The sequence below is a fragment of the Streptomyces sp. NEAU-174 genome (assembly GCF_052665095.1).
On record NZ_JBQTCE010000002.1, the window covers coordinates 388,642 to 409,628 of the forward strand.

Here is a 20,987-nt window from a genome sequence, read left to right on the forward strand (position 1 = left end):
CGCCACGGCCCCGCGCGCGGGCGGTGTCGTCGGCCCTTCCGTCGATGACCCGCCCGCGCGCGGGTCATTGACACCGCCCAGCCCCCGTGCCAAAGTTTCGCGACCCTGGTCGGACAACGTTGTCATACGGAGGTGCGTCCCATGCGGTCGCTGATCGGTGGAATCCGTGCGCGCGCTGCGGGCACGGTCGCGGGCGTGATGGCGGCGGCGCTGCTGGGCGGCGGTCTGCTGGGGCCGCCGGGCGCTGCGGCCGCCCCCTCGGCCGCCTCCCCTCCGGAGGACCCCACCTCGCTGGTCCATCCGTTCGTGGGCACCGAGAACTTCGGCAACACCTTCCCCGGCGCGAGCGCCCCGTTCGGCATGGTCCAGGTCAGCCCGGACACCGGCGGCCAGGGCGGCTACGACTACGACCAGAACGCCATCCACGGCTTCAGCCAGACCCATCTGTCCGGGGTCGGCTGCGGGGTGGCGGGCGAGCTGCCCATCATGCCGACGACCGGCGCGGTCAGCGACGTGGACGACGTCGACCCGGAGCACTACCGCTCCACCTTCAGCCATGACGACGAGGAGGCCACCCCGGGCTACTACCGGGTGGGCCTGAAGTCCTACGGCATCGACGCCGAGCTGACCGCGACCCGGCGCACCGGCTGGCAGCGTTACACCTTTCCGGCCACCGGCGCGGCCAACGTGCTGTTCAACACCGGCAAGGCCAATCAGAAGGTCTTCGGCTCCGAGATCCGCGTGGTCGGCGACCGGACCGTCGAGGGCCGGGTGGAGGCCGGGAACTTCTGTGCCGGGAAGGACCGGCACACCGTCTACTTCACGGCCACCTTCGACCGCCCCTTCGCCTCCTACGGCACCTGGCGCGGCACCACCCCCACCCCCGGCTCCCGCGAGGCGGCCGGCGAGGGCGGCAACGGCGCCTGGGCCACCTTCGACGCGACCCAGGACCGGGATGTCGTGGTCAAGGTCGGGCTGTCGTACACCGGCCCCGAGGGCGCCCGGAAGAACCTCGCCGCCGAGACCGGGGACTCCTACGACTTCGACGCCACCCGCGCCGCGCTGCACGACACCTGGCGGAAGAAGCTCGACGCGATCCGGGTCGGCGGCGGCACCGAGGAGCGGCAGCGCGCCTTCTACACCGCGCTGTACCACGCCCAGCTGCACCCCAATGTGGCGGGCGACGTGGACGGCCGCTACACCGGTTTCGACGGCGCGACCCACACCGCCTCCGGCTACACCCCGTACCAGAACTTCTCGCTGTGGGACACCTACCGGCCGCAGAACCAGTTCCTGGAGCTGGTGGAGCCGGGGGTGGCCCGCGATGTGGCGCTGTCGGTGGTCGCCATCGGCCGGGACGGCGGCTGGCTGCCGCGCTGGGCGCTGGCCAACAGCGAGACCAACATCATGACGGGTGACCCGGTGACGCCCTTCCTCGTCGAGGCGTGGTCCAAGGGCCTGCTGGCCGGGCACGAGGACGAGGCGTACGCGCTGCTGAAGAAGAACGCCACCAGCACCCCGCCCGCCGATTCGCCCTACAACGGCCGCTCCGGAGTGGACTATTACCGCGAGCTTGGCTACGTCCCCTCGGGGCTGAAGCTCGGCACCGACTGCGCCGACAAGGGCGGCGACAACGACTGTGTCCACCCCGCCTCGGCCACGCTGGAGTACTCGGCCGCGGACGCCGCGCTCGCCCTGATGGCGCGCGGGCTCGGACACCGTGCCGACGCCCGGATGTTCGCCGAGCGCGGCCAGACCTACCGCACGCTGTGGGACGCCTCGATCGGGCAGTTCCGGCCGCGGACGGCCGATGGCGCGTGGGTGACCCCGTACGACCCGGTGGAGGCGGGCCGGCAGTTCCACGAGGGCGGCGCGTACCAGTACCAGTGGCTGGTGCCGCAGGACCCGGCCGGGCTCGTGGGGCTGATGGGCGGCAGGAGCGCGGCCGAGAAGCGGCTGGACGACTTCTTCGCCTACGGCAAGCTGCTCACCGACCCGGCGGGCACCGCCCGTAAGGACTGGATCTCCGCCCCGTACGACTACTACGGCAAGCCCACCTACAACCCCAACAACGAGCCCGATCTGCACGCCCCGTACATGTATCTGTGGGCGGGCGCGCCCGCGAAGGCGGCGACCGTGGTGCGGGCCGCGATGACCCTGTTCACCACCGGGCCGGACGGAATGACCGGCAATGACGACCTCGGCACCATGTCGGCCTGGTACGTCTTCTCCTCGCTCGGTCTGTACCCGACGATGAGCGGCGGGGACTTCCTCGCCCTGTCCAGCCCGCAGTTCTCCTCGGCCGTGGTCCGTATCGGGCACTACGGCACCCGGCAGGGCGGCACGCTCACGGTCACCGCGCCGGGCACGAGCGACGCCAAGCGGTATGTCCGGAGTGTGTCGCTGAACGGCCGGAACGTGGTGCGTACTTGGCTGGACTGGGACCAGGTGGCCCACGGCGGGAAGCTGGCCCACCGGCTGTCCACCGAGCCCTCGTCCTGGGGCACCGGCCGGGGCGCCGAACCGCCGTCGGTGGGCGCCACCCGCAAGGGCTGATACCGGCCGGTTGTGGTGTAGGTTCTATGGCCCGCCTGGACACACGGGCCATGGGGGATGTGGTCGAGCGAGGGAGCGGTGTCCATGCGCGCAGTGGTGTTCGACGAGTTCGGGCGCCGGCCCGAGGTCCGGAGCGTCGAGGACCCCGCTCCCTCCCCGCGCGGCGCGGTGATCCGCGTCGAGGCCACCGGGCTGTGCCGCAGCGACTGGCACGGCTGGATGGGGCACGACCCGGACATCCAGCTGCCGCACGTCCCCGGCCATGAGCTGGCGGGGGTGATAGAAGAGGTCGGCCCCGACGTCCTCAATTGGCGGCCGGGGCAGCGGGTCACCGTGCCGTTCGTGTGCGCCTGCGGGCGCTGTGCCGCCTGTGCGGAGGGCGCCCAGCAGGTGTGCGAGCGGCAGACGCAGCCGGGGTTCACCCACTGGGGCTCGTTCGCCGAGTACGTGGCGATCGAGAACGCCGATGTGAACCTGGTCGGGATACGCAACGAGCTGTCGTTCACCACCGCCGCCGGTCTGGGCTGCCGCTTCGCGACCGCCTTCCGCGCCGTCGTCGCCCAGGGCCGGGTGGCGCCGGGCGAGTGGGTCGCGGTGCACGGCTGCGGTGGGGTGGGGCTCTCCGCGGTGATGATCGCCGCCGCGGCCGGGGCCCGGGTGGTGGCGGTGGACATCTCGCCGCAGGCGCTCGCCCTGGCCGCCCGGTTCGGCGCGGCGGTGTGCGTGGACGTGGCGTCCACCCTGGGCTCGGTGGCGGAGGCGGTCGCGGACGCGACGGGCGGCGGCGCCCATGTCTCGCTCGACGCGCTGGGCTCCCCGCGGACCTGCGCGGCGTCCATCAAGAGCCTGCGCCGCCACGGCCGCCATGTCCAGGTCGGGCTGCTGCCCCCGGCCGCCGGGACCCCGATGATCCCGATGGACCGGGTGATCGCGCTGGAGCTGCGGCTGCTGGGCAGCCATGGCATGGCCGCCCACGACTACGGTCCGATGATGGAGATGGTCGAGGCCGGTTCGCTGCGGCCGGATCTGCTGGTCACCGATGTGATCGGGCTGGACGCGGTCCCGGAGGCGCTGTCCACGATGGCCTCCGGGGGCCGGGGCGGGGTCACGGTCATCGAACCGCACCGCCCGCCCCTGGGCGAGGACTGACACGCCCCCACCCGGGAGCTGACGAACCGTCACCGCGCGGTGCTCACGGCACCCACACCGTCCCGCCGGTCACCCGGATGCGGTCCCCCGCCGCCGGAGCGGAGGCGATGGGCGGGACGTTGGCCCGGGTCAGCTCGGGGGCGTGCCCCGGCTCACCGCCGCGCGGCACCGTGCGCACGACCTGGCTGGGCGGCAGCCCGGCCCGCCCCCGCAGCCGCTCCCCCATCAGATCCAGGGCCTGCTGGTAGTAGTAGCCGAGCGGGACGTACCGGTTGTCGAACCCGGCCGCCTGGGAGTCGCTGTGGTGGGCGTGGGTGACCTCGACATAGCTGACGGTGCCCCGCCCGCCCTGAGCCCGGGAGTTGAGCCCGAGGTACGGGCGTGAGCTGTGGTTGACCGGCACCCTGGTGTCGTCGCGGCCCTGCACGATCAGCGTGGGCTTGCCGTGCAGATCGCCGTCGCGCCGGGTCTCGTCCAGCCCCTCGGCGAGCCGTGCCGCCCAGTCCCGTTCGGCGCGCGGCGCGCCGGCCCGGGGGAAGGCGAGCCGGTAGACGCAGGTCTCTCCCCGCAGGTTGTAGTCGTGCTCGCCGCCGGGTCCGACGGAGCGGGCGTCGGCCACGGGTCCGCCGGGCGAGTTCTCGTCGATCAGCACGCCCGGGGCGGGCGCCCGGCCGGAGCTGGTGCCGAAGGCGCCGGCCAGCTCCGCCCGGCGATACGGGACCGGGGTCCCGGAGGAGTCGGTGCGGGCCCAGCCGTAGCCGCACAGCGCGTCGTCGACCGAGGCGCGGGCGAAGCTCATCGCGTAGGAGGCGGGGGTCTGCGGGTCGTAGTGCGAGACCTGGAGATACCCCGACTGGGGCTGGAATCCGGCGCGTACCAGGGCGTCCTGGGCGAGGCGCGGCAGCCCGTCCGGACCCGCCCGCTCGGCGTCCCGGCGCGGGATCAGCCGCGGGTCGTCGCCGACGAGGGCGGCGCAGCGGCGCCGCGCGGCGGACACGTCCAGGCCCGGATAGCCGGGCGCGGTGGGCTCGGCGAGCGCGGCACACGGCTGGAGGAGTGAGGCCAGCGCGTTGTACCGGATCAGGGGCAGTCCGGCGGCGGGTACGGCCCGCCCGCCCTGCCGGACCCGGATTCCGTCCAGGGGGGCGAGGTTCAGCTGCGGTTCGGAGGCCACGACCGCGTCGATGAGCCCGGTGCGGTCGGCCTCGCCCGCGGCGACGGCCGCGCCGCCGCCGTTGGAGACCCCGGTGGCCAGGACCGTGGTGGAGGCGGGGGTGTAGCCCGCCGGGGGCGCTCCGTCGCGCCAGTCGCGGTTCAGTACGGCGAGGGCGAGCCGGATCGAGCGCAGCACGTCGCGTCCCCAGGTGGCCTGCGGATTCGCCCCCGAGTGGGCCATCTTGTAGGCGACGCGGTACGGGTGCTCCGCGTCGAAGCGGGCGCGCTCGGCGTCGCTCAGCCCGGCGTCGAAGGCGGTACGGCCGCGGAGTTCCGCGCGTGGACCGGTGGTTCCGTCGTGGGCCATGACGGTGCCCGAGTGAAGGTCGTCGAAGGCCGGGCCCATCCCCTTGTCGGTGTAGGCGACCGCGCAGCGGTGGTGCAGGCCCCAGGCCCCCGCGGTGCCGACCATGCTGTAGACGCCGCCGAGCCCGGTCGCGGGCGCGGCGACGACACACGGCCGGTCGCGGTCGATGTCGTCCGGGACCTGGACGACGAAGCTCACGCTGTGGGCGTCGGTGCCCGCCACGGCCCGGTACTCGACGCCCGCGACCTTGCCGTCCCCCGGCACCGGCCGGCCTCGGTCGACATCGGGGCCGTACAGCCGCCCGAGGCCGCCGCCGGAGCCAGCGGACAGCCCGGCCGAACCCCAGATGGCCTGGCGGCGCAGCTCGGCGGCGGTGGGCCGGTCGGGGTCGGCGGCCCGCGGTATCGGGCCGCGCAGCCCGGTGAAGCCGAGTCCGGCGGTGAGCAGATCGTCGCTCCTCCCGTCGTAGTGCCGCGCCGTCAGCTCGCCGACGAAGGAGGGGAGAGCGGACGGGGCGGGCCCTGCGGCGTGTGCGAGCGGGGTGGCGAGGGCCGTGGTGAGGGCGATGACCAGGGGCAGGGCGGACAGCCGGGGTGCGGACGGCATGGACGGGTCCTCACTGATCGGAGCGGGTCAGAGCGGCAGGGCACCCGTCGCGAGGGCCGCGGCGGTCATCACGAGCGTCGTCCCGAACGCCCAGCGGAAGAGGAAGCGCTGGTGCTCCCCGAGCTGTACGCCGCTCATGCTCAGGAGGATGAAGGTCGCGGCGGTGAGCGGGCTCAGCGGGAAGCCGGTGGTCATCTGGCCGAGGACGGCCGCGCGGGCGATCTCGGCGTGGTCGGTGCCGAAGGCGTCGGCGGTCCCGGCGAGCACCGGGAGCACCCCGAAGTAGTAGGCGTCCGGGGTGAGGACGAGGCTCAGCGGCATGCTGGTGACGGCCACGAGCACCGGCAGATGGCCGCCGAGCCCGTCGGGGATGATGTCGACCAGCGCCTCGGCCATCTCCCCGATCATCCCGGTGCCGCCGAGGATGCCGGTGAACACCCCGGCCGCGAAGATCATGGTGATGACGAGCACCACGCTCTTGCCGTGCCTCTCCAGCAGCTCCTGCTGGTCCTCCCAGCGGGGGTGGTTGACCAGCAGCGCGAGGACGAAGGCGAGGACGAAGAGCACGGGCAGCGGCATGGCCTCCAGCACCAGGCAGACCAGCAGGGCCACGGTGAGCAGCAGATTGAAGACGGTGAGCGCGAGACCGGCGGGTGCGGCGACCCGCGGTGTGCCGGGGCCGTCCCCGACCGCCACCTCGGCCGGTGGCGCGGGCTCGAGCGCGCCGAGCCGCCGCCGCTCACGGCGTCCGATGAGATACGCGGCGAGCAGCACCCAGGCGATACCGGCGGCGAGGGCGGGCAGCAGCGGCGTGATGATGTCGGAGGTGTCGATCTTCAGGGCCGCCGCGGCGCGGGCCGTCGGCCCGCCCCACGGGATCATGTTCATCACGCCCGCGCCCAGGCCGACCACCCCGGCGAGCACCAGCCGGCTCATCCCCAGCCGCTGATAGACGGGGAGCAGCGCGGAGATGGTGATGAGGAAGGTGGAGGCGCCGTCGCCGTCGAGGCCGACGCATACGGTCAGCACGGCGGTGCCGACCGTGATCCGTACCGGGTCGTTCCTGGAGGCGCGGAGGATGCCGCGGATCAGCGGTTCGAAGAGACCCGCGTCGATCATCAGGCTGAAGTAGAGCACCGCGAAGGCGATCATGATGCCGGTCGGGGCGACCTTGGACAGCCCGTCGAGCGCCATCGGGCCCAGGTCGTCGCCGTAACCGCCGATGACCGCGGTGACCACGGGCGTGAGGACCAGCGCCACCAGCACCGAGACCCGTTTGGTCATGGTGAGCAGCAGGAAGCCGCCGATCGTGCAGAACCCCAGTGCTGCCAGCATGGCCGCTCGCTTCCTCGTCCGGTCGGGTGCTGCCGAAGAGTTTCCGAGCGGGGAAAGATCCGCGTCCAGCATCGAACACAGATCTATCCATGCGTTTCGCGCAACAGTTCCCCTGCCCGGCCGCCGCGCTTACGCTCACGGACCATGGACGTCACCCTGCGCCAGCTGACCGCGTACGCGGCGGTCGCGCGCGCCGTGAGCTTCACCGCGGCCGCCGCCGAACTGCATGTGTCCCAGTCGTCGCTGAGCCGGGCGGTCGCCGATCTGGAACGGACGCTGGGGATGCGGCTGCTGGAGCGGGACACCCGCAATGTGCGGCTCACCCCGGCGGGCGCCGAGGCGCTGCGGATCGCCGACCAGATCCTCTCCGCGCACCGCGCGGGCCTGGCCCAGCTGGGGCGTTACGGTGCCGGTGAGCGCGGTGCGGTGGCCCTGGCGACCCTGCCCTCGGTCGCGGCCGTGCTGCTGCCACCGGTGATCTCCGCCTTCCGCGCGCGCCGCCCGGAGATGACCGTACGGCTGCTGGACGGGCTGGAGCGCTCGGTGCTGGACCGGGTGGTCGACGGGGACGCCGACTTCGCGGTCAGCACGGTGGCCCGGCGCGCCCCGGGCATCACGCTCCGGCCGCTGGTGCGGGACCGCTTCGACGCGGTGCTCCCGGAGCACCATCCGCTGGCCGAGCGGGCGGAGGTGACCTGGGAGGAGCTGGGCCGGGAGCCGTTCCTCGCGGTGGGCACCGACTCCAGCGTGCGCCGGATGACCGACGCGGCCTTCGCCCAGGCGGGCATGGAGGCGAACCCGGCGGCCGAGGCGTCCAACGTGGCCACGGTGGGCGGCCTGGTGGCGGCCGGGCTCGGCGTCTCCGCGCTGCCCGCCCTGGTCCATCCGCTGGTGGGGCCGGGCCGGCTGGTGCGGCGCCCGCTGGTGGGGCCGGTGATGGAGCGCCGGCTGTACGTCGTCCTGCCGACGCGCCGCACGCTTCCGCCGGGGGCGCGCCGCTTCCTGGAGCAGCTGGAGGAGTTCCGCTCCGCGGCGGACGCCTTGCCGGCGGGGGTGGTGTGGGAGGAGGCGGGCGAGGACCGGTGAGACCCAGGTGCACCGCCCCGGCTCATGCGGGGTCCGGCGATCCTTGCGAGATCCGCATGAATTGATCCCCTTTCATTGCTGGACGCGCATACGCCCCGCCCCGCAGCCTGGCCGCATGGAGGACCAGACCAGCACAGGGCAGGGACAGCTCACAGGGCTCAAGGTGGTGGAGTTCGCGCATGTGGTGGCGGGCCCCCTCGCCGGGGGGATGCTCGCCGACCAGGGCGCGGACGTCGTCCATGTGGAGCCGCCGGGCTCCGGTGACGCGGCGCGGGCGATGGGCCCGCGGCGCGACGGCGTACCGCTGTGGTTCAAGGTGGCGGGCCGCAACAAGCGCTCGGTGACCCTGGATCTGCACCACGAGGAGGGCCGGGAGGTCGCCCGGGAGCTGATCGCCTGGGCCGATGTGGTGATCGTGACGCTCCGGGCGGGCCGGCTGCGCGCCTGGGGCCTGGACTGGGAGGCCGTCCACGCACTCAACCCCACCGCGATCCTGCTCCAGATCTCCGGGTTCGGCGCGACCTCCTCGCGGGCCGACGCCCCCGGCTTCGGCAAGATGGGCGAGGCCCGCAGCGGGGTGGTCCACTTGACCGGCTTCCCGGACGGCCCGCCCGTGCACACCGGCTTCTCGCACGGCGACGCGGTCACCGGTCTGATGGGCGCGTTCGCGGTCCTGGCCGCGCTGCACCGCCGGGACACCGATCCGGACTCCTTCGACGGCGAGTGGATCGACCTGGCGCTGTTCGAGCCGCTGTACCGGCTGGTGGAGTGGCAGATCATCGCGTACGACCAGCTCGGCACGGCCCCCGAGCGGGCGGGCAACCAGCTGGCCGTCGCCCCGGCCGCCGTCATCAACACCTACCGCAGCGCCGACGGCGACTGGCTCACCGTCACCTCCGCCACCACCCGCTCGGTGCGCAATGTGGTGCGGCTGCTGGGCCTGCCCGACGAGGAGTTCGCCACCGTGGAGCAGCAGCACGCGGGGCGCGAGCGGCTCGACGCGGCGCTGCGGGAGTGGGTGGCGGCGCGCCCGGCGGCCGAGTGCCTGGCGGCGTTCGAGCGGGCCGAGGTGGTGGCCTCGCGGGTGTTCACCGCCGCCGATATCGTCGCCGACCCGGTTTACGCCGAACGCGAGGACATCATCACGGTGGACGACCCCGATCTCGGCCCGGTGCGGATGCAGGCGGTGATCCCGCGCTTCCACCGCTCCCCCGGCGCGGTGTGGCGGACCGGCCCCGCGCTCGGCGCGGACAACGCGCTGGTCTACGGGGAGTGGCTGGGCATCGACGGCGGGCGGCTGGCGAAGCTGGAGGCCGAGGGTGTCATCTGAGCCATTTGAGTCGCCTGAGTCATTTGAGCCGTCTGGCGGAGTGACGGGCGCGACCGCGCACCGCGTCCCCCTGCGCTCCCTGCTCTTCGTGCCCGGCAGCCGCACCGGCTGGCTGCCCAAGGCGGAGGCGGCGGGCGCCGACGCGGCCATCCTCGACCTGGAGGACGCCGTACCGGAGGACGGCAAGGCGGTGGCGCGGGAGGCGGTGGCCGAGGCCGTCGACCGGGCGGCCGGAACACCCCCCGGCCGGATGCGGCTGCTCGTACGGATCAACGCGCTGGACCACGCGGCGGGCTGGCGGGGCGCCGACGAGCTGCGGGCGGTGGCCCGCCCCGGGCTCTACGGCATCGTGCTGCCCAAGGTGAGCGGCCCCGAGGACGTGGTCACCGCCGACCGGCTGTTGGCCTGGTGCGAGCGCGAACACGGCCTGCCCGAGGGCCATTTCGCCCTGCTGCCGCTGCTGGAGACGGCCCGCGGGCTGCGCGAGGCGTACGCCATCGGCCGGGCCGCAGCCCGGATCGCCCACCTGGGCGCGGTGGCCGCGCCGGGCGGGGATGTGGAACGGGCGGTCGGCTACCGCTGGAGCCCCGGGGGCGACGAGACCCGCGAGCTACGGGCCCGGGTCCTGCTCGACGCCCGCGCCGCGGACCGCCCCCATCCGGTGGCCGGGCTGTGGGCCGACGTGGCGGACCTCGTGGGGCTACGGCGCTTCGCCGAGCAGAACCGTGCCCTGGGGTACGAGGGGATGGCGGTGATCCACCCCTCGCATGTGCCGGTGGTCAACGAGGTGTTCTCCCCGGACGCGGAGGAGCTGGCCCGCTGCCGGCGGCTGATCGCGGCGGTGGAGCGGGCGCAGGCGGAGGGGGCGGGGGCGGTGCGCTTCGAGGGCCGGATGGTGGACGAGGCGATGGCGGCCACGGCCCGCCGGACCCTGGCCGGTGCGGAACACCGCCGAACCGGGTCAACCGGATCAGGTCACTGATCCGGGGTTTTTGCGCTGGTTGGCGTTGAAGCGCGCCTTCTTCTGACGATTGCCGCACGTATTCATGTCGCACCATTTGCGCGTGCGGCTTTGGCTGGTGTCGAAGAAGGCGGCTCGGCAGGTCGGTGACGCGCACAGGGCCAGTTTTCCGTCTCGTTCGCCCGCGATGATGCTGATCGCGTCGGCGGCGATCACGCCGAGGGCATCTTCCACGCAGGAAGCCGGGCCGAGCCGCCATCGCCGCTCGCCCTCGGGCGTCAGGATCGCCGCGGCCCGGCCCTGAGCGCTGCGGTCATTGATGACCTGGACAGCAGACGCGGGGAGAGCCTCCTGGATCGCGGCCGCTGTCGCGGCTGCGTGGATCGCCTCCCTCAGCTCCCGGGCGAGGTCGAGCTGGGCAGGGGTGCAGGAGTCCACGGCGAGGCCGTTCACCGCCAGCCAGTCGACGAGCCGGTGCGGCACGGGAATCCGCTCCACGGCGTTGCCATGCCGCTCCGACAGAGTCCCCGTGAAGCTGGTCGCCAGCACATTGCCGAGGCGGAAGTCAGGGAATCCAGCACGCATGGAACCACCTTAGCCGGTTGCGGCGTGGCTCGGAGAGCTGCTAGAACCGTCTTAGCCGGTTCCACGATGGCCAGGAGGTCTCATGCCCCGTCCGACCAGCGATGTGCACGCATGTGAAGCCCACGCACCTGACGCCGACCTCGACGATCTGCGCACGCGACTGGCCGCGGCGCGGCTGCCCGAGGCCGAGACGGTCCATGGCGCCGCGCCCGGCCCTCGTCGATGGGAACAAGGCGTTCCGCTCGCCGACCTCGTCGATGTCGTGGACTACTGGCGCACCGGGTACGACTGGCGGCCGTTCGAAGAGCGCCTCAACCGGATCGGCCAGTACCGCACGACCATTGACGAGCTGGGAATCCACTTCCTGCACCGCCGGTCCCCGCGCGCGGATGCCACTCCGCTGATCCTGACGCACGGCTGGCCGGACAGCATTGCCCGGTTCGTCGATGTGGTGGACGAACTGGCGGGTCCGAAAGACGCGGACGCGCCGGCGTTCCACGTCGTGGTCCCGTCGCTGCCCGGCTTTGGTTACAGCGACAAGCCGGCCGCCACCGGGTGGGGAACCGAGAAGATCGCGGCCGCATGGGTGGAACTCATGGGAAGGCTCGGATACCCCAAGTTTGCGGCCCACGGCGGCGATTGGGGAGGCAACATCACCACCGTGCTCGCCGGCAGGTTCCCGGCGCACGTCCTCGGCATCCACACGACGTTCGCGGAGGGACCGCCCGGTTTGACGACGGACGGGCTGACGGCGGTCGAGCGCGAGTGGGCCGAGGAGACCCGCGACTTCTGGCGCCACCGCGCGGCGTACGCGAAACAGCAGGCGACCCGACCGCAGACCATCGGCTACTCGCTCGTCGACTCACCGGTCGGGTTGCTCGCCTGGATCCTCGACAAGTTCGCCGAGTGGTCGGACACCGAGGACAGCCCGTTCGAGACGATGTCCAGAGACCGCGTACTCGACAACGTCACCCTGTACTGGCTCACGCGGACCGGAGCGTCGGCGGCCCGCATCTACTACGAGAGCCACAACTCCCTCGACCCCGACCTCCGGGTCGACGTCCCGGCAGCACTCACCATGTATCCCCGCGACGTCGAGAAGTGTCCGCGCCCCTGGGCACAGGAGCGGTACCGGCAGATCGTCCGGTGGAGCGAGCCCGAAACCGGGGGACATTTCCCGTCGCTGGAGGTTCCCGGGTATTTCGTCAAAGATCTGCGAGAGGGCCTCGCGGCAGTGCTGGCCGCTCACCGGTGAACGCGGCTCCACGGACGCGCTCAGGCAACCGCTCCGTGCGCGCCCGGACCGTCAGGCCGGCCGCAACCGATGAGTTTCGCCGTGGCCCGGAGTCATAGACCGGGACCGGGCGAAGAAGCGGAACCGCGAGGCGGGAGTGCCATGAGGATCGTCGTTATCAGCCACGTCACCCTGGACGGTGTCATGCAAGGGCCCGGCCGGGCCGATGAGGACACTCGTGGCGGATTCACCCTTGGCGGCTGGGCCGCCGAGCGGGCTGGGGACGAGGCCGTCGGGAGGGCGTGGGGGCGGCGGCTGGCCGCGAGCAGTGGGTATCTCCTGGGGCGCCGCACCTACCAGGAGGTACTGGGCCACTGGAACACCCAGGACAGCCCGTTCCGCGACGCCCTCAACAACGCCCCCAAGTACGTCGCGTCCAACACCCTGGCCGGGCCCCTGCCGTGGCCCAACTCCACGCTGCTCAGCGGCGACGTCCCCGCGGCGGTCGCCGAGCTCAGGAAGGCCCCGGGCGACGACCTGCACATCATGGGCAGCGGCGCGTTGATCCAGTCACTTTCCCCGCTGGGCCTCATCGACGAATACCTGCTCTGCGTCCACCCGCTCGTCCTGGGCGCCGGGCGCCGCCTGTTCGCCGACGGCTTCGGTCCCATGGCGTTCGGTCTCGCCGACGCGACCCCGACGGACAGCGGCATCGTCATCGCCACCTATCGGCCCCTCGGAGCGTAGACCCCGGGTCCTCCGGGCCCGGAGCACGGCGAGCGACCGTGCGGTGATCACCACCGTGGAGGCCAGGGCGGCCGTGGCCGTCCAGATGACGAGGGCGGGCCAGATGTACAGCAGTTGGGCCAGGGTGCCCTCGCGGTTCATGAACAGGCCGACCATATCGGTGAGTTGGGCGAAGAGGACGATGGGGACAGCGCAGGGCAGCATGCGCAGGACGACTCGCCACAGCGGCCGGCCCGCGGTGCGTCGCGCCCAGCGGCGTGCCCGAACGGCCCCGAGCACACCCAGCGCGATCGCCAGCAGGGTCAGCGCCGCGAGGACGTAGTCGGCCTTCATCGTGAACGGAGTGCGCACCGCCGGAGACTTGCCCTGGGCCAGGTCGACCAGTCCGTCGAGCATGACGGCGGCGTCGTCCCCGGAGATCATGCCGGTGTTGGCCACGATCGCGATGCCGGTCCGGCTGTCGGGCAGCAGCGTCTGGATGGCGTTGTGGGTCAGGAGTTCCCCGGTGTGCCGGATCTGCCGGGGCTTCTCCCCGGACGGGCTCAGGGACCAGCCCATCGCGTACTCGCGGCCCTTCGGCGGGGTGTGCATGACCTCGATGCTCCGGGCCGAGACGACGCGCCGCCCCGCCGCGGACACGCCCTGGTTGTTCTGCGCGATCAGCCACCGGGAGAGGTCGTCCGCCGTGGTCACGACGCCGTGGCCGCCGGCCGCGAACCAGCGGGGGTGGGAACGCGGGAACAGCATGCCGTAGGCGCGGACGTAGCCCCGGGCGTGATCGGGCATCTCATCGGTGGTGTCGACCGACTCGGTACGGGTCATACCCAGGGCCCGGAACACCTGGGTGGCCAGGAAGTCCGCGAAGGGCCGCCCGCTGACGACCTCGACCAGCCGTGCGGCGACGAAGTAGTTGGGGTTGTGGTAGTTCCACTCGGTGCCCGGCTCCGCGGCGAGCCGGGCGCCGCGCATGTCCGCGACCGCCTCGGTGAGGGTGCGTGCCTGGGGCCGGGTGAGGTCGGGGTAGGCGGAGTCGGCCATGCCCGATGTCTGGTTCAGCAGCTGCCGTACGGTGATCTTCTCGGCCCGCCGGTCGGCCATCGTGAACTCGGGCAGATAGCGATGGGCCGGCTGGTCCAGGTCGACTCGGCCCTCCTCGACCAGCCGCATCACGGCCAGGGCGGTCATGGACTTGGAGAGCGAGGCCACCGGCACCGGTGTCCGCGCGGTCATGGCCTTCCCGGCCGCGGTGTGCCCGTATCCCGCCGCGTGGACGACCTTGTCGCCCCGGGTGACCGCCACCACGGCGCCCGGCAGATCGGTCCGCTCCATATAGGCGTTGACGTAGGCGTCGATCGAGGCGGCGTTCAGCGTGGGGTGGGAGGGCGTGGTGGCGTGCGCGGTCGCCGGGCGCCACAACGCCGTCGAGGCGATGAGCAGGGCGATGGCCAGGTGGAAGAGACGTCTGAGGCTATGGATCGGCATGGCGCTCATCCCACCGGGAGCGGAGCGGGTGCCGCATTGGTGTGCGCAGGAGATCAGAGGTAGTGCACGCACTACCGACCGGGCGGCGACGGGTCGCATATCTTCTGCGGGTGCCTTCTCGAACAGCCTGGCAGGCTCTCGCTCAGCATCCGTTGGGGTTCCTGGCCTCGGCCTGGCCCTGGCGGGCGCTGGCCTATCTGCTGTCCGGTGTCGTCTTCGGCGCGATCGCCATGGTCACGCTGCTGACCATGGCCGCGGCCGGGCTGGTGTCGCTGATCGTGGGGGTGGGGGCCGTTCTCCTCCTCGCCGTGGCGCTGTCCGGCATCGTCGTCACCCGGATCGAACGAACGCGGCTGCGGCTGGTGGACCCGGACCCGGCGCCGGATCCGCACCGGACCCCGGAACGCCCCGGGCTGCGGGGGTGGCTGGAGACCCGGCTGCGGGAGCCCGCGACCTGGCGGGAGCTGAGCTTCACCGCGGTGTCGATGACCGCCCTGTGGTGGATGGATCTGCTCGTCCTGGCCTTCGCCCTCGCCCTGCCCGTCCTGCTCATGACCTCGCCGGTGGATGACCCCGGCGCCTGGCCGTGGCTGGTCATCGGCCTGTGTCTGCTGCCCGCGGCGCCGTACACCATCACCGCCTGGGCCGGCGCCCGCGCCGCGCTGACCCGGCTGATCCTGGCGCCGCGCGACGGTGAACTGGGCCGGGAGCTCACCGAGGTCCGGGCCTCCCGGGCTCGTCTGGTGGACGCCTTCGACGCCGAGCGCCGCCGGATCGAGCGGGACCTGCACGACGGCGCCCAGCAGCGGCTGGTCTCCATCAATGTGATGCTCGGCCTGGCCGGTCTCGACGCGGAGCCGGGCTCGCCGGTGGCCCGGCAGCTCGCACTGGCCCAGGACGAAGTCACCCTCGCCGTCAACGAGTTGCGTGAGCTCAGCCGGGGTGTGCACCCCAAGGCGCTCACCGACCACGGCCTCGCCGCGGCCGTGGACAACCTCATCACCCGCTCCGCCCTCCCCGTCGCCGTCGACATCCGGCTTCCGTACCGCCTGCCCGCGACCGTGGAGAGCACGGGGTACTTCGTCGTCGCCGAGGCACTGGCCAACGCCACCAAGCACAGCCGGGCCACCCGGGCCGAGGTCCACGCCCGGCTGGACGCGGATGTCCTGACGCTGTCGGTCCGGGACAACGGCGTCGGCGGAGCGGACCCGGCCGCGGGCACCGGCCTTGTCGGCCTGGCCGACCGCGTCGCCGCGGCCGACGGCAGACTGCGGATATCCAGCCCGGCGGGCGGCCCTACACTGCTGCGTGTGGAGCTCCCGTGCCGCTGAACATCGTGCTCGCCGAAGACTCACCACTGTTGCGGGACGGCCTGGTCAGCGTGGTCACCCGCTTCGGCCACCGGGTGTCGGCGGCCGTCGGCGACGCCGACGCGCTGATCGCCGCGGCCCATGAGCACGACCCCGACATCGTCATCACCGATGTGCGGATGCCCCCGGGCAACGCCGACGACGGCCTCCGCGCCGCGGTCGCGCTGCGCGGCCACCGCCCCGGGCTGCCCATTCTGGTGCTCAGCCAGTACATCGAGCAGTCCTACGCCACCCACCTGCTCGACCTGGGCAGCGAGAGCGGCATCGGCTATCTGCTCAAGGACCGGGTCAGCGCCGTCACCCACTTCGCGAGCGCGGTCGAGCAGGTGGCCGCCGGGGCGACGGTCATGGACCCCGAGGTGGTGCGCCAGCTGCTGCGCCGACGGCAGGACCCCCTGCGGCGGCTCACGCCCCGGGAGCGCGAGGTCCTCTCCCTCATGGCCGAGGGACGCTCCAACGCCGAGATCGCCCGCGACCTCTATGTCACCGAGGCCGCGGTCAACAAGCATGTCAGCTCCATCCTCCAGAAGCTCGACCTCCGCCTGGACGGCCACGGTCACCGGCGCGTCCTCGCGGTGCTCACCTACCTGCGCGCCTGACCGTCTGTCTGCGCCACCTGACCGTCCGCTGCCGCGGGGTCGAGGAGCAGCTTCGCGGCCACCGTCGTCCCGTCGGTGCGCATCGTGCCCGCCACGGCCCTCGCCCGTGCCCGGGTCCCGGGGGTCAGGGCGGTTTTCAGCGCGGCCGACAGGGAGTCGAGGGTCGGGGCCGGACCGTCGTGTGCCGCGCCGATGCCCAGCTCGGCCACCCGGGCGGCCCAGTGCGGCTGGTCCGCGACCTGGGGGACCACCACCTGAGGCGCACCGGCCTTGGCGGCCGTCGTCGTGGTACCCGCGCCACCGTGGTGGACGACGGCGGCCACCCGGCCGAACAGCGCCTGATGGTTGACCTCGCCGACGGCGAGGCAGTCGTCCCGGTCGTCGATCGGGGCCAGTCCGGCCCAGCCACGGGCGAGGAGGACACGGCGGCCCTGCGCGCGGACCGCCCCGACGGCCACCCGGGCGAGGTCGGTCGAGGTGTGCATGGCCATGCTGCCGAAGCCCACGTACACCGGCGGTTCACCGGCGCCCAGGAACGCCTCCAGCTCATCCGGCAGCGGACGTTCGTCCGGCAGGATCCACGCCCCGGTCTGTACGAGGTCGAGTTCCGTCATGTCCTGCCACGGGCCCAGGACCGGGTCAGCGGCCAGCAACGCCCGGTCGGTGAAGACGTAGTCGCGGACGTTGTCCACCGGCGGCAGGCCGATCGCCGCCCGGTGGCGGTTCTCCGCCTCGCCGTACAGCTCGTTCACGCGCTGGGCGTCCTGCTGCCACAGCACCTCGAGGTCGGTCTCCTCCGCGGGGGACGGCGTGCCGGGCCGCCTTCCCGGGCGGAAGTGCCGCGAGGGCAGCCCGAACGGATGGAAACACGCGAACACATAGCGGATGCCCAGCTTCTCGGCCACCGAGCGGGCACCGGCCGGCATCAGGCCGGTCGCGAGCAGTACGTCGCACCCCTCGGCCGCCGTGGTGAGCGTGTCGAACCGCGCGGCGACCAGCTCGGGCGCGAGCCGGAACGCGGCCGCTGCCGACGGCGGCCGCTCGCCGGTCACCACCGAACGCACCGTAGGGCCGAGCGGCACCAACTCCACGCCGACACCGGCCAGCAGCGCCGCGAACTCCTCGTCCGGCGGCGCGCACACCCGCGCCTCCGCGCCGAGTTCCAGCAGCCGCACCGCGAGTCCCGCCAGCGGTTCCACGTCCCCGCGCGACCCCCATGACGACAACACCACACGCATATCGCAAATCCCCGTTTCCCCAGGTCCTGGCATCGGCCGCCCATCCTGAGGGACACCCCGGGTCTTGCCGCAAGCCCCCCGGTGCGCTATAGGTTGATAGTGGCAGGGAGAGTTGTCTCCCTGCCTTCGCTGTTTCATCAGCCCAGGTCCGTCAGATCGAGCCCGCTCAGCCGCTCCGGGTCGGCCAGGATGTCGATCGCCACGATCCTGCCGTCCGCGACCGTGAAGGCCAGCACCGAGTACGGCCGCCCGTCCCGCGAACTGACCACGCCCACGGCGCCGTTGACGAGCACGGACCGGGCGTGGAGGCCCGGGCCGCTGAGGCGGGAGAAGGTGAGCGCCTGGTCCGCGACGGCCGCCGCGCCACGCACCTCGCGCGGGGCGGGGGCAGGGGTGGGGCCATAGTCGGCGCGCAGCACGACGTCCGGGTCGAGCACGGCGATCAGCCCCTCGAAGTCGCCGTCGCGCGCGGCGGCGAGGAAGGCGCCCACGACCTCGCGCTGCCGGGCGAGGTCCGCGTCGGGGACCGGGGCCGCTCCTCGCACCCGGCGGCGGGCGCGGCTGGCGAGCTGACGGGCGGCGGCCGGGGTGCGGTCGACGATGGGGGCGATCTCGTCGAACGGCACGGCGAACAGATCGTGCAGTACGAAGGCCAGCCGTTCGGCGGGGGCCAGCGTCTCCAGGACGACCAGCAGGGCGAGGCCGACGGAGTCGGCGAGCAGCGCCTGGTCCTCGGGGCCGGGCCCGCTCGCACGGCTGATGACCGGGTCGGGGAGGTGCACCCCCAGGGGTTCCTCGCGCCGGGCGGTGCGCGAGCGCAGCATGTCCAGGCAGACCCGGCCGACGACGGTGGTCAGCCAGCCGCCCAGGTTCTCCACGGCGCCGGTGTCGGAGCGGTTGAGCCTCAGCCATGCCTCCTGGACGGCGTCGTCCGCCTCGCTCAGCGAGCCGAGCATGCGGTAGGCCACCGCGCGCAGATGGCCGCGGTGGGCCTCGAAGCCCTCCGCCAGAAGGTGGTTCTCGTTCATCGGTCACATCCCCTTGTCCGGACCACACCGTCGCGGGCCACACCGTGCTGACGGATGGGCCGGGCGCGATGTGACAGAGGGGCGGGATGGACCGTGCACCCGTCCAGTCCCTTGACGCACTGCGATCACATCATTACACAAGTTGGGAGCGCTCCCATGCCTCCCACTCCCCAGGAGGGTCCCTCATGTCCCTGCCCCTGTTACGCCGTCCGCGCGGTGCGCGGGCCGCCACCGCGCTGCTCACCGGTGCGCTGCTGCTGATCGCGGCCCAGTCCGCGCCCGCCGGAGCGGACTCCCCCGCCGCGCCCTCGGCCCCTGCCGCGCCCTCGACCTCCGCCGCGCCCTCCGCCGTCCAGGTCAATCAGCTGGGGTATCTGCCGGACGGCCCCAAACGCGCCACCGTCGTCAGCGCGAGCACCACCGCCCTGCCCTGGCAGCTGCGCGACGCCGCGGGGCGGACGGCCGCCTCGGGCACCACCACCGTACGGGGCGCGGACACCGCCTCCGGGCAGTCCGCCCATCTGGTGGACTTCTCCTCGTACCGGGGGACGGGCACCGGTTACACCCTCACCGTGGACGGGCGGACCAGCCACCCCTTCGACCTCCGCGCGAACCTCTACGACGGGCTGCGCGCGGACGCGATGTCGTTCTTCTACCAGCAGCGCAGCGGTATCCCCATCGAGGCGTCGCTCGCCGGCGCGGCCCACGCGCGCCCAGCGGGCCATCTGGGTGTCGCCCCCAACCGGGGCGACACCGCCGTGCCCTGCGTCAGCGGGGTGTGCGACTACACCCGGGATGTGCGCGGCGGCTGGTACGACGCCGGTGACCAGGGCAAATACGTGGTCAACGGCGGACTCGCGGTCTGGCAGCTGGTCAACTCCTTCGAGCGCGCGAAGCGTACCGGGCACGCCGCCGCGCTCGGGGATTCCACGCTGCGCGTCCCCGAGCGCGGCAACGGGGTCCCGGATGTGCTCGACGAGGCGCGCTGGGAGCTGGAGTTCCTGATGCGCATGCAGATCCCGGACGGCAAGCCACGGGCGGGCATGGCCTTCCACAAGGTCCATGACGCCGCCTGGACCGGGCTGCCCACCCGGCCGGAGCAGGACGCCGAGCCGCGTGAGCTGCACGCGCCGTCCACCGCCGCCACCCTCAATCTGGCCGCCGCGGCGGCGCAGTGTGCCCGGGTGTACGCCCCGTACGACGCCGCGTTCGCCGCCCGCTGCCTGGACTCCGCGCGCCGCGCGTGGACCGCCGCGCAGGCGAACCCCGGTGTGCTGGCACCGGCCACCGACTCCACCGGCGGCGGGGCGTACGACGACAGCGAGGTGGGCGACGAGTTCTACTGGGCGGCGGCGGAGCTGTACGCGACGACCGGGGAGGCGCGGTACCGGGACGCGGTCACCTCCTCGCCGTACCACACCGCGAGCGATGTGTTCGCCCCGGGCGGCTTCAGCTGGCAGGCCACCGGGCCCCTCGGGCGGCTCGTCCTGGCCACCGTCCCCAACGGCCTGCCCGCCGCCGACCTCGCCCGCGTCCGCGCCTCCGTGGTCTCCGCGGCCGATGCCCGCTTGAACACGATGGCAGGCCAGGGCTACGCGGTGCCGCTGCCTGCGGACGGTTACGTATGGGGCTCCAACGGCCAGGTGGCCAACAACGGGACGGTCCTGGCCGTCGCCTACGAGCTCACCAAGCAGCGGAAGTACCGCGCCGGGGCGCTGGAGACGCTGGACTATCTGCTCGGCCGCAACGCGCTCGGTCAGTCGTATGTCACTGGCTACGGCGAGCGCGCCTCGCAGAACCAGCACCACCGCTTCTGGGCGCACCAGTACGACGCCTCGCTGCCGAACCCGCCCGCCGGATCGATCGCGGGCGGCGCGAACTCGGGGCTACAAGATCCGGTGGCGCAGGAACAGCTCCCCGGCTGCGCGCCCGCGGCCTGCTACGTCGACGACATCGGCTCGTACTCCACGAATGAGGTGGCGATCAACTGGAACGCGCCGCTGGCGTGGCTGGCCGCGTTCGCCGCGGAACGCGGCTGACCGGGCGGGGGGGGGGGGGGGGGGGGACCCCCCCCCCCCCCCCCCCCCCCCCCCCCCCCCCCCCCAAACCCCCCCCCCCCCCCCCCCCCCCCACCCCCCCCCCCCCCCCCCCCCCCCCCC

General features: G+C 73.1%; 15 protein-coding genes and 1 pseudogene. 10 read left to right on the forward strand and 6 right to left on the reverse strand.

Annotation, left to right across the window (positions count from 1 at the left end):
* The first annotated feature begins 141 nt into the window (after positions 1-141).
* Both ACT2CW_RS06470 and ACT2CW_RS06475 read left to right on the forward strand, forming a co-directional pair.
* Positions 142-2,556, forward strand: coding sequence for a GH92 family glycosyl hydrolase (locus ACT2CW_RS06470; RefSeq protein WP_445515863.1), 2,415 nt, complete (start codon positions 142-144; stop codon positions 2,554-2,556).
* Positions 2,557-2,640: 84 nt separating this feature from the next.
* Positions 2,641-3,705 carry a zinc-dependent alcohol dehydrogenase family protein gene (locus ACT2CW_RS06475; RefSeq protein WP_445515864.1) on the forward strand — a complete coding sequence of 355 codons (1,065 nt, stop codon included), beginning with the start codon at positions 2,641-2,643 and terminating at the stop codon, positions 3,703-3,705.
* Positions 3,706-3,748: 43 nt separating this feature from the next.
* On the opposite strand, the gene ACT2CW_RS06480 is transcribed toward ACT2CW_RS06475, so the two are convergent.
* Both ACT2CW_RS06480 and ACT2CW_RS06485 read right to left on the reverse strand, forming a co-directional pair.
* Positions 3,749-5,833, reverse strand: coding sequence for a 3-hydroxybutyrate oligomer hydrolase family protein (locus ACT2CW_RS06480; RefSeq protein ID WP_445515865.1), 2,085 nt, complete (start codon positions 5,831-5,833; stop codon positions 3,749-3,751).
* Positions 5,834-5,860: 27 nt separating this feature from the next.
* On the reverse strand, positions 5,861-7,168 hold the full coding sequence (locus ACT2CW_RS06485) for a CitMHS family transporter (protein WP_445515866.1): 1,308 nt from the start codon (positions 7,166-7,168) through the stop codon (positions 5,861-5,863).
* Positions 7,169-7,312: 144 nt separating this feature from the next.
* Here ACT2CW_RS06485 and ACT2CW_RS06490 point away from each other — a divergent pair, with 144 nt between their 5' ends.
* The 3 genes from ACT2CW_RS06490 to ACT2CW_RS06500 all read left to right on the forward strand — a co-directional run bounded on the left by ACT2CW_RS06490 (position 7,313) and on the right by ACT2CW_RS06500 (position 10,566).
* Positions 7,313-8,254, forward strand: coding sequence for a LysR family transcriptional regulator (locus ACT2CW_RS06490; protein ID WP_414080599.1), 942 nt, complete (start codon positions 7,313-7,315; stop codon positions 8,252-8,254).
* A gap of 115 nt (positions 8,255-8,369) precedes the next feature.
* The gene (locus ACT2CW_RS06495) at positions 8,370-9,584 is read left to right on the forward strand and encodes a CaiB/BaiF CoA transferase family protein (RefSeq protein WP_182469238.1); all 1,215 of its coding nucleotides are present in this window, start codon (positions 8,370-8,372) and stop codon (positions 9,582-9,584) included.
* 40 nt (positions 9,585-9,624) lie between these two features.
* Positions 9,625-10,566, forward strand: a complete 942-nt coding sequence (locus tag ACT2CW_RS06500) for an HpcH/HpaI aldolase/citrate lyase family protein (protein WP_445515867.1) — start codon at positions 9,625-9,627, stop codon at positions 10,564-10,566.
* Here ACT2CW_RS06500 and ACT2CW_RS06505 read toward each other — a convergent pair.
* Positions 10,555-11,130, reverse strand: coding sequence for a CGNR zinc finger domain-containing protein (locus ACT2CW_RS06505; RefSeq protein WP_164427888.1), 576 nt, complete (start codon positions 11,128-11,130; stop codon positions 10,555-10,557). The two genes, ACT2CW_RS06500 and ACT2CW_RS06505, sit on opposite strands and share 12 nt — an antisense overlap.
* Before the next feature lie 82 nt (positions 11,131-11,212).
* On the opposite strand from ACT2CW_RS06505, the gene ACT2CW_RS06510 reads away from it, so the two are divergent.
* Both ACT2CW_RS06510 and ACT2CW_RS06515 read left to right on the forward strand, forming a co-directional pair.
* A complete protein-coding gene (locus ACT2CW_RS06510) occupies positions 11,213-12,385 on the forward strand; it encodes an epoxide hydrolase family protein (protein ID WP_445515868.1) in 1,173 nt (390 codons plus the stop codon).
* A 183-nt stretch (positions 12,386-12,568) separates the two neighbouring features.
* Positions 12,569-13,018 (forward strand): annotated as a pseudogene (locus ACT2CW_RS06515) (dihydrofolate reductase family protein); the annotation flags it as partial.
* Here the strand turns inward: ACT2CW_RS06515 and ACT2CW_RS06520 are convergent.
* Complete coding sequence (locus ACT2CW_RS06520) at positions 12,935-14,593, reverse strand: serine hydrolase domain-containing protein (protein WP_445515869.1); 1,659 nt, start codon at positions 14,591-14,593, stop codon at positions 12,935-12,937. The pseudogene ACT2CW_RS06515 and the gene ACT2CW_RS06520 sit on opposite strands and share 84 nt — an antisense overlap.
* Before the next feature lie 110 nt (positions 14,594-14,703).
* Between ACT2CW_RS06520 and ACT2CW_RS06525 the strand changes: the two genes are divergently transcribed.
* Both ACT2CW_RS06525 and ACT2CW_RS06530 read left to right on the forward strand, forming a co-directional pair.
* A complete protein-coding gene (locus tag ACT2CW_RS06525) occupies positions 14,704-15,924 on the forward strand; it encodes a sensor histidine kinase (RefSeq protein ID WP_445515870.1) in 1,221 nt (406 codons plus the stop codon).
* Positions 15,915-16,562, forward strand: coding sequence for a response regulator (locus tag ACT2CW_RS06530; RefSeq protein ID WP_138910872.1), 648 nt, complete (start codon positions 15,915-15,917; stop codon positions 16,560-16,562). Before ACT2CW_RS06525 ends, ACT2CW_RS06530 begins: the two co-directional genes overlap by 10 nt.
* On the opposite strand, the gene ACT2CW_RS06535 is transcribed toward ACT2CW_RS06530, so the two are convergent.
* On the reverse strand, positions 16,547-17,800 hold the full coding sequence (locus ACT2CW_RS06535) for a glycosyltransferase (RefSeq protein WP_445515871.1): 1,254 nt from the start codon (positions 17,798-17,800) through the stop codon (positions 16,547-16,549). The genes ACT2CW_RS06530 and ACT2CW_RS06535 overlap by 16 nt on opposite strands.
* A gap of 137 nt (positions 17,801-17,937) precedes the next feature.
* Entirely contained in the window at positions 17,938-18,828 is an 891-nt protein-coding gene (gene sigJ, locus ACT2CW_RS06540) for an RNA polymerase sigma factor SigJ (RefSeq protein ID WP_445515872.1), read from the reverse strand.
* Positions 18,829-19,013: 185 nt separating this feature from the next.
* On the opposite strand from sigJ, the gene ACT2CW_RS06545 reads away from it, so the two are divergent.
* Positions 19,014-20,867 (forward strand): glycoside hydrolase family 9 protein, encoded by a 1,854-nt coding sequence (locus tag ACT2CW_RS06545; protein ID WP_445515873.1) that lies wholly within the window; start codon positions 19,014-19,016, stop codon positions 20,865-20,867.
* Positions 20,868-20,987 lie beyond the last annotated feature (120 nt).

Bases quoted from the DNA above. Each gene is read 5' to 3' on its own strand.
- ACT2CW_RS06520 (WP_445515869.1), bottom strand. From the start codon at position 14,593: ATGCCGATCCATAGCCTCAGACGTCTCTTCCACCTGGCCATCGCCCTG.
- ACT2CW_RS06545 (WP_445515873.1), top strand. From the start codon at position 19,014: ATGTCCCTGCCCCTGTTACGCCGTCCGCGCGGTGCGCGGGCCGCCACC.
- ACT2CW_RS06490 (WP_414080599.1), top strand. From the start codon at position 7,313: ATGGACGTCACCCTGCGCCAGCTGACCGCGTACGCGGCGGTCGCGCGC.
- ACT2CW_RS06480 (WP_445515865.1), bottom strand. From the start codon at position 5,833: ATGCCGTCCGCACCCCGGCTGTCCGCCCTGCCCCTGGTCATCGCCCTC.
- ACT2CW_RS06535 (WP_445515871.1), bottom strand. From the start codon at position 17,800: ATGCGTGTGGTGTTGTCGTCATGGGGGTCGCGCGGGGACGTGGAACCG.
- ACT2CW_RS06470 (WP_445515863.1), top strand. From the start codon at position 142: ATGCGGTCGCTGATCGGTGGAATCCGTGCGCGCGCTGCGGGCACGGTC.
- ACT2CW_RS06475 (WP_445515864.1), top strand. From the start codon at position 2,641: ATGCGCGCAGTGGTGTTCGACGAGTTCGGGCGCCGGCCCGAGGTCCGG.
- ACT2CW_RS06495 (WP_182469238.1), top strand. From the start codon at position 8,370: ATGGAGGACCAGACCAGCACAGGGCAGGGACAGCTCACAGGGCTCAAG.
- ACT2CW_RS06505 (WP_164427888.1), bottom strand. From the start codon at position 11,130: ATGCGTGCTGGATTCCCTGACTTCCGCCTCGGCAATGTGCTGGCGACC.
- ACT2CW_RS06485 (WP_445515866.1), bottom strand. From the start codon at position 7,168: ATGCTGGCAGCACTGGGGTTCTGCACGATCGGCGGCTTCCTGCTGCTC.
- sigJ (WP_445515872.1), bottom strand. From the start codon at position 18,828: ATGAACGAGAACCACCTTCTGGCGGAGGGCTTCGAGGCCCACCGCGGC.
- ACT2CW_RS06510 (WP_445515868.1), top strand. From the start codon at position 11,213: ATGCCCCGTCCGACCAGCGATGTGCACGCATGTGAAGCCCACGCACCT.